Raw genomic sequence first — 12,116 nt, 5'->3', positions numbered from 1 at the left:
TTCTTTTCCTCATATTGTTCAGTTACTTACCTCAAATAACGTCAACTGGTTTGTGGCTTCATAAGCCTGCTCATTCATCCACAATACTTCAACTGCAGTCTTTCGTTTACTACCTGTAAATCCTGTTTTAATTTCAAAAGTTTTATGATTCCATCCCTGTAGGTGTTCTTTATAAAGCTCGCTATCGTAACCAGAAAGTAATACTGGACCTTTATGTTCACTTAGAACCTGCAGCAATTGGATGTGATTTGCATCTGAATATTCATTTTCATAATGCTTAGATACTCTAGAAGAATGTACATATGGTGGATCAGCATAAATTAAAACGTTTGGTCGGTTGTACTCACTTATTAGCTGTACAGCATCTTTGCACTCTATTTGAACATCTTTCAATCTTACTGCAGCATCGAAGATACGATTTTGCATGTCATGCCATTCATAAGTGTTATATGGGCCGTTTTCACTCACATTTCTGCGCCATCCTACATTAGAATTTGTTTTACCTCCAATAGCCATCCAACAACGTACTAACATCCTGCGAGCATCTTCTAAAGGATCTGATGACTTTTCTTGTGATAATTCATACTCTTTTCGCGAATACAAGGTGTAGTGTGTAAGGCGAGCTAATTCAGATGGATTATCGCGCATTTGAGTAAATAAATTTATAAGTCTGCAGTCAATATCATTGATTGTTTCGACTACTTTTTTTGATTTATTGAAGAACACTGCCCCACTACCAAAGTAAGGCTCTAGATAAACTTCATGAGCTGGCATGTGGTCTATAATCCAATTTGCCATGGTCCATTTCGACCCTGGATAGTTCAAAACTCGCTTCAAAATACCACCTCCTGGTACTGCACATTTTCTTTCAGCTATGTTGATTATTAGGTCTAAGATTCACAATTCTAATTTCATACTGCCATAGCAGTCGAATAGGTTGACTCTTGTCTAGCTCAAACCAATCTCCATCCCTACAATATTCAACAATCGTTGTGCGTCTAAACCAATGTTTCTTTCATATTAAAAAGCTCCCTGTTCAATCTTTAGTTACATACCAATCACATCTTGCCAATTACGACCAAATTTTAAATATAAAAGTGAATGCATTTTTTGCAACTCCTCTCTATACCTTCGAGCATCGTCTTCTAATCTCTTGACTCTACGGTTATGTTGTTCCATGACTCTAGGATTCTCAGATTTATATAATTTAGTAGTTTCACGTGATAGAGAACGAATTAATGAGTTCTTTAAAACTTGTTCATCTACCTGTAACACTTGTTTTTTTGGTCTTTTTACTATAACCCCACAAATATAAACTCCTATATGTTTCGGAATGTCATCTTTAACATCTTCATATAGTTCTTTACTTGGTAATACAAAGTAATTGAAATGACCTATAAATGTTTTCTTTGCTTTGCTGTAAAAGTCCGATTTTGAAACTTTTATTTCAAAACACCGCCAAATTCCTTTTGTGTCATAAGTCATATAGTCTACTCGTTCATCACCAAACCAACCAATAGTAACTTCAAAACAACCGAAAACTCCCTGTTTTGCTGTTGCTTTCCATATAGCATTTTCTAATTTAATCGTTTCCTCTGTTTTTGCCACAATATCACCTCCTGCTGAACAATACTTTCAAGTAAATTCTTTGTACATGGCATCTATAATTCGATTGATTTCTTTTTTTAATTCTGTTTTATTCACTTTTTCTTTTCGAATAATTGATAGTAACATTACCGCAAAACCATAGTAAAATGTATCTTTTTTCAATGTGCCACCTACTTTGCTTTCAATTAAAAATTATCCATCAATTCATCAAATTTCCCTTGTTTATAACCTGTTTGATATGCTTCTTCTTTCTCTTTTTCTAAGCGTTGAACTTTTTCGGCTTGTTCAACTAACCAATCCATTTCTTCAATGCTTACGTGGATGTAGTTACTAACCCCTTCATGGTCTTTGAATATGCGACTTTTAATTTCTTCTAATGTGATTTCAGCCATTCATTTATCCTCCTGCACAATATGTTTCACATATGATTTCGACTCACTAATCTAAACCAAAAGTTATGATTATCGTATAAATGGTTATACAGATGCTTATTTCTTCTTTGCCCTAACTTCCATTGCCAAACTGCTATATCAGAAAACTTGAACATAACAATTTCACTCGCTCCATTTGTCATGAATTTTTTGAAATTTAACTTCTAGTTCATTCAGCGCTACACCAATTGAACGATTTACTGGATCATCTATTGGATGCACCATACTCTGAATGCGTTGTAGTTCTAAAATCGTTTGTAAATGAAGCTCTGATGCCTCACGAACATCATCTACAATGTTTTTTACATTTGGCTTTTGACCGTCCCAATGTCCGTTAGTTTCTAAAACTGCTACAATGTCGTTGATGTAAGGCTCGTCGATATTGATAACGATATAGTTGTTAAATGGCTTTTTGCCATCTTCTTCACGTCCATGCTCGATGTTACCTTGAACATGGTCAAGAATTACGGCTAAATCTTGTTTTGCTCCGATACCAATGTATTTTTCTAAATCCTTTAAGTTGATGATTGTATATTTGCATTCACAACCTTCTTTGATTGTTCCTGCAAATGCTGGTTCTGCTTTTGTTTGTTTTAAAATAGCTGCTACATCCTCATTTACTCTTGGAAAACTGTTATTCATTTTCATTCTCCCTCCTGTACATTTTGTTTCAAATATTCACTTCTTCCACCTACGCAAATTACTAATCTGCTCTAGCTCTTTCCCAATGCTTCGTAGTTCCCTATAAACCTTACACCCTCTACATTTCTTAGTAGGATCATAGGCTCTCTTTTTCGGGCACCCTTTACACTTTAGAAAAGCTATGTGGTCCTGCTGATTGACTAGCTTGGCTCTGCGCTGTTTAACTTCCTTACGTACTGTGTTCATTTCCATCACCCAACTTTAGCCACTTTACGTGCTTTCCTAGCCTTTTTAAGCTCATCATGAGTATCCAACCACCATCAATCTTTGAATACGTCAGAAGCTTTAATTCGTGTGGAAAACGGTAGTCGAATAACTTCTTCCTCAATTCGAATTGCTGTGTAACCATTCCTTTGATATCTACCACTTCTGAATGTCCATCTGCATAATGAACTGTGAAATCAGCAGTGTAACCAATCTCACGATATTTCTTGCCGTTCTTTTCGAACTTCGGCAGCAATACAAACCTTGGCTGTAATTCAAAGGAGGTCACAATGCCTTGCGCTTGTAGTAGTTTCAAGTGATCATAATATTTAGCTTCCATTGCTGAATCGAATGTAATTCCGTCATGTACAACTTTCTTGTTTCCGTATTTTGCTTTGCTCATGTTTGCCCCCCTGTCAGCACTCTTAGAAGTCTGCTGATAAAACAACATAATTCAGTTCTACCAGTAGCGTGTATTTAATTAATATCCGTTTGTTTGTCTTCGATGATTCTCTGCATTCTTGGTGAAGTAAGCCGTCTCTACTTCATCCCATGTGAAGCCAAGCATCTTACCTAAAATATAGAATTCACTAAATAATCCTGCCCATGTATCGCTACTTTCCCAGCTACGTAATTCTAAAATTCTAGAAGTAATTTCGATGAATTGTTCTGTAATATCAGTTTCAAAGAACTCTATATCATCCCAATCAACCGTTGTTTTAGTGTCTATTTCCAACCCAATACTCAAAATAAAATGTAAGCAGTCAACGTATTCTTCGAGTAGAGGATTCACGTCCTGATAAACATCCCATTCTGTTGGCGTTCCGTCATCATCCCATTCTGTCTCAATTCTCTTAACAGTTCTTGGCTTCTGGTCCTTACTCCATTTCTTAAACCCTCGCCATTCGTTAGCACACTCACCTAGCTCAACCTGTAGCGCTAGTAGTTTCCAATCAAGATTGTTCTGCCCTCGTAGTTCTGGATGCTCCTGCATGATGTGCTCGTCCAATGCTGCTTGTGTTTTAAACAATTTAGTTAAGTTCATTTCTTACTTTCCTCCTTCATTCGTTTTTTATTGCACCAGTAGCAAAAGTTAGGCCCTTCGTGTGCCATGCTAGGTCTATATAACGTTTTCACTAATTTCCCACACTTTGGACATTCCTGTTTCGAATACTCCACTTTTCCTCACATCCTTCCTGTTCTATTAATCAAAAGGGAGATCATCCTCACTAACCTCAATCGGCCCCTTACTATTAGCAAACGGATCTTCATCGACCCTTGAATAATTCGGCTGAGTATTACCGCCATATTGCCCCTGTGAACTGCCTTGATACATTCCACCTGTATTTGTACTAGATTGATAGTTTGGCGTGTTCTGTGTGCTTCCTGTGCTGTTTCTCGGCTCTAAGAATTGGATACTGTCTGCTACAACGTCAGTCGTATAAATTTTCTTCCCATCTTGCCCTTCATAGCTGCCTGTTTGGATTCGCCCTTCCAAACCTATTAAGTTACCTTTCTTCATGAAGTTAGCTAGGTTCTCAGCTTGTTTTCTCCAGGCAACGCACGAGATAAAGTCGGCCTGCTGCTCACCCTCATTTTTAAATGGTCGATTGACTGCCACCCGAAACTTACATGAGGCAATTCCATTCGGTGTGTACCGTAACTCTGGATCAGCAACCAATCTTCCAACTATGACAGTACGGTTGATCATGCTGTTGCCTCCTGAATAAATTTAGATAGGTCTTGTTTCATCACATCGAAAGCATTTGTGTGTCCAACAACTTGAAAGGCCGGCTCGCCATCTAACATTTCGTTCATGGAGCTTTTGTAATACTGACACTTTTTAAGGCCTTTACCTTCTCGTAGTTCAAGACCGTTTACGTATCTACCCGAAACACCTAAGTAGATGAAATACTTGATTGAGGGATGACCTGCATATCGATTGTGTATGATGTCACCTTTACGAAACTTAATCTCTCTACTCACGCAGCCATCGCCCCTTCCATTTTCATAATGAGATAATCCGTTGCCTCCTCAGCATCTTTCAGCCCGACCAAGACTCTCAATTGCTCCAAACGTTTATATGCCATAGTTTCGTTATGCTTGCCTCCGAAGCGTTGATGTTGCCCTAAATACAGGATGATTTGATCTATTAGAAACTGTTCATTCATGAGCTCTATCCTCCAATGCTTTGCGCAAATCATAAATAAATGACTCAAATTTACGCTTGTTGAATTTAAATAATCGAATAACTGGATTGTTTGTTTTTGGCTGACAGAATGGTCCATCTAAGTCGATGTAATATTTACCGATACTTAAAGAACCTTCGTTGTCAAACTCTTTGTCGTAGTAGCTGTCATAATCAGCGCCCATGCTATCAGCCTCTTTTGGTGTGAAGTTTTTCCATGCTTCATTAGCTATTTGCTCCATGTAAGCTAAAAATTCATTAAAATCATCTTTAGAAAAATGGTATTTGCGTCTCAACTCACTTAATTGAATTACAGGTGTTTGATCACTCCAACGAGGCGATACATAACCTTCGATATTTAAATCTGTTTCTCTTTCGAAAAACACTGCTGATTTTCTATGCCGAACGATTAAGCCATTGAAATTACGTTCAGTCATGAGCTTCACCACCTAGTGCCTGACGAGCAATTTTGTAAGAACGTGTTTCCCAAACTTCAGCAATAGGTGCTTCAACTTCCATGATTTTTGCTAATGCTTGATGTAACCTCTCAACCTCTGCAACAAGCGCTGGCACATCTTCGCGAGCATGAGCAATAAAATTAGAATTATTGTCGTTAATATAAATCGTTACAAATTCTACCCCATGCGCAGTTGTGACTACTGGCACACAATTTTTTAACTGTCCACTTTCCCATGTTGTACCGATTTGCACCCCTGTTTCTTCACTTTTTACAACTTTCCACGGTCCCAACGTAGCCTTCGCCACACGTTCTTTAATGGCATTCAACTGTTCTTGATTCATCACTCATCAACCCCATTTCCTAAATCTTTTCATGACTTTAATAATTTCATCAATCATGTCTGGATTCTCGTCTGTATTGATTACGATGTATCGTGGATTTTGTGAACGACCTTCGTCTTTTCTAACATGATTAACGACTACAGCAATTCCTTCTAAATCTTTTTTTACTTGGCTGCTAAACTCTTTGGAAGCTTTCTCAATGTCACTGTTTTTAAAAACTGTATGTGTAATCTGCATTTGTTCAACTTCTTTAAGCACCTTTTGGCGTTTTGCTTCCTCAGCCGCACATTGTTTACACCAATAGGTTCCTAACGTTTCATCAGGTACATATCCATTCGATTCAACTAACACCTTACTTTCGCAAAAAATACATTCAACTGTTTCTTCCGCCGAATCCACCTTACGTAAATATTTAACAGCAAAGGCTCCACTGTAATCTTCTAACCAAACTACCGGACTCCCACATAAATCTTGTTCTCCAGTACTACATGTCCAAACGATACCTTCGTAATGTTTAGCCTCAATACATGTGTGCATTGCTACTTTGTTTCCTTTCTCTAACATCCCTTCACCCTCCATCAAGGGGCTGTTGCCCCTCAAAATCCAATATTTTTAATACGCTTGTCCGTTGTTTCTGTAAAAATAATCGTTTCTAGATTCTTCATCATGCGGCTAATTAACTTTGGATCATACATATTCATTAGCGCTTTACTTGATAGATTCGTTGTAACGATTGTTGACTTATCCTGTCGTCCGTTAACAACAGCTCGTAGTACTTTACTGGTGAAATCTGTTGCTTGTTTGTTCGTATCAATGTTTCCAGTTTCTGCTCCTAAATCGTCCAGCACCAAGTAATCAACGTTCGTTAGTAAATCGATGAAATACTGTTCTGTATACGGTGATTCTTTGTCGTTAAAACTGGCTCTTATCTTTCTCAACATATCATCGATGTCGATATACAAGCACGATACATGCAAGCTATTCAGAGCTTTTAAGATACTCATAGACAAGTGGCTCTTTCCTACACCTGGCTTGCCGTTAAACCATAAATTGAAACGGCGGCCTTGTTGGTAGCGTTCTAAAAATTGCATTGCTTTTTGTTTATTTGCCTGTTCTTCGGCTGTCTGTGCAATATAGCTATCAAATGTTGCATCTAGTAACGTTTTGTCCTGTATCAAGCTTTTATTTGCGAGTGTATTAAACTTAACCTTTGCTTGCTGTTGCTGGAGTTCAGCCTTAAATTCAGCTTCGAATGCAGCATTTTCTTTCTCGCAAAAACATCTAGGACAAGACTCTTTGCCATTTACAATCATTAGTTGAATATCGTGTTTCTCACATTTGTTAGAAGCCCACATCAACCCCGAGTTCACTTTGTGTAGTACGCTGTCCTTTTGTAGTGCTGTGTTGATTGCCTGCAAGTTGTTGCGCCTCCTTTTTAGCTAATAGTTGGATAGATGTTACGCCTTCATGTTTCCAGTTGCGTAATGTGCCAGTTGCGTATTTTTCTTTGTTAGTAACTCGGCTATTTATTAGTGCTCGTTCAAATGCTTCGATAATAAGATCTGCATCATGATAGGTTGCTAGATAGTACTCGATATCTTCTCGTAACTTATCACTAGGAAACTTTTGCAGACGACTGACAAAGAACTCATATAGCTTTTGAGCATGTTGCGTGTCTGTAGTCAGTACTTGGTTATTATCAGTATTTGGTTTATTCAATACTTGGTTATTATCAGTACTTAGTAGTCTGCTGTTTTGTACATCTTCATTTTGTACATGTACGTTTTGTACTTCTTCATTCTCTACATGTACAAAACCGCAAAGTAGAGAATCCTCTTGTGGAACTTCATGAACTATCGTTTCCCAACTTGCAATGCGTTGCCCTTCGCGTACAGGTTGACGTGTAACATATCCATGATCTTGTAGCTCCTTAAATCCGGCCCTAAAAGCTCGCTCGCCATCAGTTGAGTGTGTTACTAACTCCTTCATGTGAAACACCCAATCATCTGGCATTGAAAGCATGTATGCCATTATGCCTTTAGCTTTCCAAGATAGCCGGTTATCGTTCAATGCCGTTCGATTCATCACTACATAGTTGCTGTTCTTAGCTACTCGGATGATGCCCATTTGCCCTCGCCTCTCCTTACTCGTATTCGTGAATGTCTACGCTATGCCCCATAATACCTATTTCCATAGACAAACAATCCAAGCAAAGCCATTTAGTGCTTTTTGTCATATTTACATTTGCATGTACCTCACCGTTAAACGCCATTGCTACAGGCTTTACCATCAAAAATTCCTTTTCTTCACCACAGTAAGAACATTGTGATGGTGCTGGTTCATTTAACTTGTATTGTTGTTCAATAATTTCTAACATGTTTCGCCCTCCATATTTTCAATATTCAAACTTTTAATCACGAGTTTATTCTCAATCCATATGTTGTTCAGCAACCTAATTCATGGATTAGTTCCAGCTGCACTTTACTTAATCGTTTTTCAGCAATTTTTATATACTCTTTATTCAATTCGATTCCGATGAAATTACGGCCATGTTTTAATGAAACCAATCCTGTTGTTCCTGATTCAAAGAACGGATCCATTACAACTCCGTCCAATGGACACCCTGCTAGTATACAAGGTTCAATCAATTCCTCTGGAAACGTTGCAAAATGCGCTTCCTTAAATGGTTTGGTTGTAACTGACCACACTGATCGTTTATTCCGTTTCCCTATTTCTAAAGGCTCTAACATGCCACCACCTTTAGAGCTTTGTCCAGGAAAGTTTCTTTCTGGTCGTTTGTTTGTAAAACGGGATTCTAAGGTTCTTTTATCATTGGAAGTACTGATTGCAATTGGCTCTAATATAGATTTGTAATCATAGTAATAATCTTTGTTTTTTGCTAACAGAAAGACATATTCATGACACCTTGTTGGTCTGTCTTTTACAGATTCAGGCATACAATTCGGCTTATCCCAGATGATGTCTTGACGCAGATACCATCCATCAGCCTGTAGCGCAAAAGCTACTCGCCAAGGCAAACCAATTAAATCTTTTGGTTTTAGTCCAGTAGGAACATTATTAATATTCGTTAAATGGCTTTTAGTATCTGGAACATAGACATGTTTTTGCTTGTCCTTTTCAGCCCATGCACCTTTTCCACTACCTGCATATGCATCTCCAAGATTTAACCAAACCGTACCATCGTCTTTCAGGATCCGTTTTATTTCTCGAAACACATCTACAAGAACTGATACATATTCTTCTACTGAATTTTCAAGACCTATTTGGCCCTCCACACCATAGTCACGTAGGCCCCAATATGGAGGGCTTGTGACTACTGTATTTATAGTTTCGCTGGGTAGTGTTTTAAGTACTTCTAGACAATGCCCCTGATAGATTTTATTAAGCTTCAACTTGTCACCCCCCAGTTATTAATCTTCTATAAAAGTCGTTGTTCTCTCTCACAAACCGCAAAACTACCACTCACTTTGAGCACCCTATAGTTGGGGTAACGTTTCATATAATCCAGCACCAAGCGCCTGATTTCATCGTTATCCTTCGCCTGCTCAAATATCCAAGCAGGCAGAAGGACTTTGTGGGGTACGTTGTTCATTCGTCACCCTCAGTTTCTTTCTTTTGTAATTGATCTTTTCCGACAAAGACAAGATCACTATATCCATCAACATATATGGCATATTTCGTGTCTGGTTCTCGGTATTTATTAATATTTGCAACTGTACCTCTTGCAATTTCTTGACCATCAGAATCAATAATTGTTACTTCATCCATCATCTTAATATCCATTAGGTCCCTCCTAATCTAGTAGATATTCAATTTCAAATGTGCCACTAAGTTTCTTAGTCCCTCGGCAAAATTCGCACTTGTCACAACGATGTGCATTTTTACGCCCTAGCTTTGCATCTATGATGCTTGGTAGCATCGATTGAACATATTCCTTTTCGAAATCGAAACGCCCTGAATCGAAGTGTAAAACTGCTTTATCTGGTGGCGATTCTTTTGTAACAGCCACAATATATGGATCATAATAACGACCTGTATTTTGAAATATGATTTCTCTATACACCCACATCTGCAGCACATAATCAAAGGCTTGTACAAATGAAACCCATGTATTATATTTCTCGCTCCAGTAACGCTTTCGAAGCTCCTGTGTACTTTTTAAATCGCTGAAAAATCCACGATCATGATTGATGTTATCAACTTTAATTTTCCACTCTACTCCGAATAGTTCACCTGTATAGATGACTTCTTTTTCGCCTTGTAAAGCGAACATGCAAAACTCGTCATTTTTGATGGTCTCAATCATGTCATCTGCTTTTTCATAATCCTTGTATTTCACACCGCGGCTGCCGTAAATGCTGTCGTGGTTCTGTTCTAGAAATTCAGTAAATGCCGAATCACTTTCAAAGGCTGAATGTAGATAAGAGCCAACCATTAGCGCTGTAGAGGGAGGACGAGAAAACTCGCCCCTTACCTCCGCAAATGTTCTAGCTTCACACTCCATAGCGCTTTTAAACTGAGATACCGACATGTAATGCTGATTGGCTTCATTCGAGTGGTAATTCTGGCTGTTCAACTGGAATGTCGTTTGGTGCATCTGGTTTCACCTCTGTTTTTCGCTCGTCTTTAAACGCTTCACCTAATCCGCTAGATTGATTTTTCGCATCATCTTTTGGGAACCAGTCCTCAACTTTTGACATACCATCTTTTAGGCTATTAGCAATGTTTAGAAGCTCTACATAGTCGTACTCACTGAAAGAATCAGCATTGTAGCCGAACTTTGTTTCGACCATTTCTTGTGTAACTCGATAATGATCTTTGAAACCTTTTAACATAGAAGCAATTCGATCTTTTAGTGGCCCTTTGCTATTACCAGCAAGTGTTTCGGTGCATTGTAAAACTGCTTTGTCTACGATATCTCCAGGGATAACACCAAGGATGCATGAACGTAATCGACGTGCTCCATCGTTTGCTACCTTTTCATAAATGTCACGTGGATCTGTTAATTGCTTCAAACCTTTTTTAGTGCCGATTGCATGCTTTACTGTAAATACTTTTTCTTGGCGTACATTTGTTTCGAGGTCCCAGCAGAAAGCTTTAGCTACTGATTCACCATTGCGCTGCTCGAGCTCTTGAATGCCGTATGACAAGTTACCCCAGTTCTGAGCGATTGCCTCTGCCAAACGGATAGAGGGTCCTGTTACCTTCGTGCCACCTTTCGGATAACTGTACATTGCAGTTTGAGCTAATGCTGGACGTTTACATGTATCCAATACACGTTGCTCAGCTTGGAACACGTTTCGTGGAAACTGTTTCGCCATAAAAATTTGACCTTTTACTTCTTCCATTTCGCGAGAAGCACTAGCTTGCGCTAGAGCTCCGCCTTGAAATTGAGGTTGTCCCATTTGAGGATTAATAAATTGTTCTGCTAAGTTACTCATTGTAATTCCTCCTGTAATGCGCTATAATTGCGCTAAATATTTGATTTGTTTAAGCCACTCTGCCAAGTGGTTTATTTTTTTGTATGAGCAAACCCATAATGCTTCTCCACATAAGCAATAACCTCCGAATCACTCATGTTGTAAGTTGAATCATCCCTATATCCAACAGCCAAATAATCACTGATATTATCGATGTGAATGTATGCATCCCCAATCTCGAAGTACACATCACCGCAGGCTATGAAACTACCAAAATCATCGTGCATTTCAAAGGTTACAACAGGCTCATAAGGTTGCGTTGGATACTCAATACGCCCTAGCACCATTGGATTTTCCACTTCTAATAGAGACCTCATGCTATCGCCTCGCCTTGACGCTTCCAACAGACAAATGAAATTCCATCTTTAATAATTCTGAATTGTGTCCAGTGAGTATCATCATGACCAATTATACTTTCGTTATCACAGACACCTAGTTTTTGAATGGCTTCCTTGTCATGTAATAAAACTTGAACGTTGATCTGTTCCATGGCATTAGCGTTGTACTCAACATTAAGAACATTTTCTAGCTCTATACCATGTCGTTCTAAAATCCGTGGCAATTCAGCAATCTTAGATACCGCATTAACTAATTTCATATAGATCAATCCTTTCGTATATTTTTGATGGCTAACCACCAATCTACTTACAAAACTGTCGTCGCAACTGGGGCTTATTAGCT

Annotated in this window: 22 protein-coding genes; all 22 read right to left on the bottom strand. The window is 38.5% G+C overall.

Annotated elements, in window-relative coordinates; genetic code table 11:
- Positions 1–18: 18 nt before the first annotated feature.
- Positions 19–837 carry a DNA adenine methylase gene (locus CD31_RS02330; RefSeq protein ID WP_036075519.1) on the bottom strand — a complete coding sequence of 273 codons (819 nt, stop codon included), beginning with the start codon at positions 835–837 and terminating at the stop codon, positions 19–21.
- A gap of 210 nt (positions 838–1,047) precedes the next feature.
- Entirely contained in the window at positions 1,048–1,608 is a 561-nt protein-coding gene (locus tag CD31_RS02325) for a hypothetical protein (RefSeq protein WP_036075517.1), read from the bottom strand.
- A gap of 27 nt (positions 1,609–1,635) precedes the next feature.
- Positions 1,636–1,770 (bottom strand): hypothetical protein, encoded by a 135-nt coding sequence (locus CD31_RS23935; protein WP_280522786.1) that lies wholly within the window; start codon positions 1,768–1,770, stop codon positions 1,636–1,638.
- A 23-nt stretch (positions 1,771–1,793) separates the two neighbouring features.
- Positions 1,794–2,000 carry a hypothetical protein gene (locus CD31_RS02320; protein WP_036075514.1) on the bottom strand — a complete coding sequence of 69 codons (207 nt, stop codon included), beginning with the start codon at positions 1,998–2,000 and terminating at the stop codon, positions 1,794–1,796.
- A gap of 162 nt (positions 2,001–2,162) precedes the next feature.
- Positions 2,163–2,681 (bottom strand): hypothetical protein, encoded by a 519-nt coding sequence (locus CD31_RS23685; protein WP_176408536.1) that lies wholly within the window; start codon positions 2,679–2,681, stop codon positions 2,163–2,165.
- Between the two features lie 229 nt (positions 2,682–2,910).
- Positions 2,911–3,348 carry a DUF1064 domain-containing protein gene (locus CD31_RS02305; protein WP_036075509.1) on the bottom strand — a complete coding sequence of 146 codons (438 nt, stop codon included), beginning with the start codon at positions 3,346–3,348 and terminating at the stop codon, positions 2,911–2,913.
- Positions 3,349–3,426: 78 nt separating this feature from the next.
- A complete protein-coding gene (locus tag CD31_RS02300) occupies positions 3,427–3,990 on the bottom strand; it encodes a dUTP diphosphatase (protein ID WP_036075508.1) in 564 nt (187 codons plus the stop codon).
- Between the two features lie 159 nt (positions 3,991–4,149).
- Positions 4,150–4,656 carry a single-stranded DNA-binding protein gene (gene ssb / locus CD31_RS02295; protein WP_036075506.1) on the bottom strand — a complete coding sequence of 169 codons (507 nt, stop codon included), beginning with the start codon at positions 4,654–4,656 and terminating at the stop codon, positions 4,150–4,152.
- Positions 4,653–4,931, bottom strand: a complete 279-nt coding sequence (locus CD31_RS02290; protein WP_036075504.1) for a hypothetical protein — start codon at positions 4,929–4,931, stop codon at positions 4,653–4,655. The genes ssb and CD31_RS02290 overlap by 4 nt, the downstream gene beginning before the upstream one ends.
- Positions 4,928–5,116 (bottom strand): cytidine/deoxycytidylate deaminase family protein, encoded by a 189-nt coding sequence (locus CD31_RS02285; RefSeq protein WP_036075502.1) that lies wholly within the window; start codon positions 5,114–5,116, stop codon positions 4,928–4,930. Before CD31_RS02285 ends, CD31_RS02290 begins: the two co-directional genes overlap by 4 nt.
- Complete coding sequence (locus tag CD31_RS02280) at positions 5,109–5,570, bottom strand: hypothetical protein (protein WP_036075500.1); 462 nt, start codon at positions 5,568–5,570, stop codon at positions 5,109–5,111. The genes CD31_RS02285 and CD31_RS02280 overlap by 8 nt, the downstream gene beginning before the upstream one ends.
- A complete protein-coding gene (locus CD31_RS02275) occupies positions 5,563–5,937 on the bottom strand; it encodes a hypothetical protein (protein ID WP_140423012.1) in 375 nt (124 codons plus the stop codon). Before CD31_RS02275 ends, CD31_RS02280 begins: the two co-directional genes overlap by 8 nt.
- A gap of 3 nt (positions 5,938–5,940) precedes the next feature.
- The gene (locus CD31_RS23210) at positions 5,941–6,498 is read right to left on the bottom strand and encodes a hypothetical protein (RefSeq protein WP_036075495.1); all 558 of its coding nucleotides are present in this window, start codon (positions 6,496–6,498) and stop codon (positions 5,941–5,943) included.
- A 32-nt stretch (positions 6,499–6,530) separates the two neighbouring features.
- Complete coding sequence (locus tag CD31_RS02265) at positions 6,531–7,352, bottom strand: ATP-binding protein (RefSeq protein WP_140423011.1); 822 nt, start codon at positions 7,350–7,352, stop codon at positions 6,531–6,533.
- The gene (locus tag CD31_RS22665; RefSeq protein WP_052125305.1) at positions 7,276–8,061 is read right to left on the bottom strand and encodes a DnaD domain protein; all 786 of its coding nucleotides are present in this window, start codon (positions 8,059–8,061) and stop codon (positions 7,276–7,278) included. The genes CD31_RS02265 and CD31_RS22665 overlap by 77 nt, the downstream gene beginning before the upstream one ends.
- 16 nt (positions 8,062–8,077) lie before the next feature.
- The gene (locus CD31_RS02255; protein ID WP_036075493.1) at positions 8,078–8,311 is read right to left on the bottom strand and encodes a hypothetical protein; all 234 of its coding nucleotides are present in this window, start codon (positions 8,309–8,311) and stop codon (positions 8,078–8,080) included.
- Between the two features lie 67 nt (positions 8,312–8,378).
- Positions 8,379–9,347, bottom strand: coding sequence for a DNA-methyltransferase (locus tag CD31_RS22660; RefSeq protein WP_052125304.1), 969 nt, complete (start codon positions 9,345–9,347; stop codon positions 8,379–8,381).
- Between the two features lie 196 nt (positions 9,348–9,543).
- Entirely contained in the window at positions 9,544–9,738 is a 195-nt protein-coding gene (locus tag CD31_RS02245; protein ID WP_036075491.1) for a hypothetical protein, read from the bottom strand.
- Between the two features lie 10 nt (positions 9,739–9,748).
- Positions 9,749–10,552, bottom strand: coding sequence for a PD-(D/E)XK nuclease-like domain-containing protein (locus CD31_RS02240; protein ID WP_244905100.1), 804 nt, complete (start codon positions 10,550–10,552; stop codon positions 9,749–9,751).
- On the bottom strand, positions 10,503–11,396 hold the full coding sequence (locus CD31_RS02235; protein WP_036075489.1) for a hypothetical protein: 894 nt from the start codon (positions 11,394–11,396) through the stop codon (positions 10,503–10,505). The genes CD31_RS02240 and CD31_RS02235 overlap by 50 nt, the downstream gene beginning before the upstream one ends.
- A 71-nt stretch (positions 11,397–11,467) precedes the next feature.
- Positions 11,468–11,752, bottom strand: a complete 285-nt coding sequence (locus tag CD31_RS02230) for a hypothetical protein (protein WP_036075487.1) — start codon at positions 11,750–11,752, stop codon at positions 11,468–11,470.
- Entirely contained in the window at positions 11,749–12,033 is a 285-nt protein-coding gene (locus CD31_RS02225; RefSeq protein ID WP_036075486.1) for a hypothetical protein, read from the bottom strand. The genes CD31_RS02230 and CD31_RS02225 overlap by 4 nt, the downstream gene beginning before the upstream one ends.
- Between the last annotated feature and the right edge of the window lie 83 nt (positions 12,034–12,116).

This window comes from Lysinibacillus boronitolerans JCM 21713 = 10a = NBRC 103108 (genome assembly GCF_000772935.1).
In the GTDB taxonomy this organism is placed as follows: domain Bacteria; phylum Bacillota; class Bacilli; order Bacillales_A; family Planococcaceae; genus Lysinibacillus; species Lysinibacillus boronitolerans.
The sequence above is the reverse complement of the archived record's forward strand: the minus strand, read 5'-3'. Positions and strand labels throughout refer to the sequence as shown.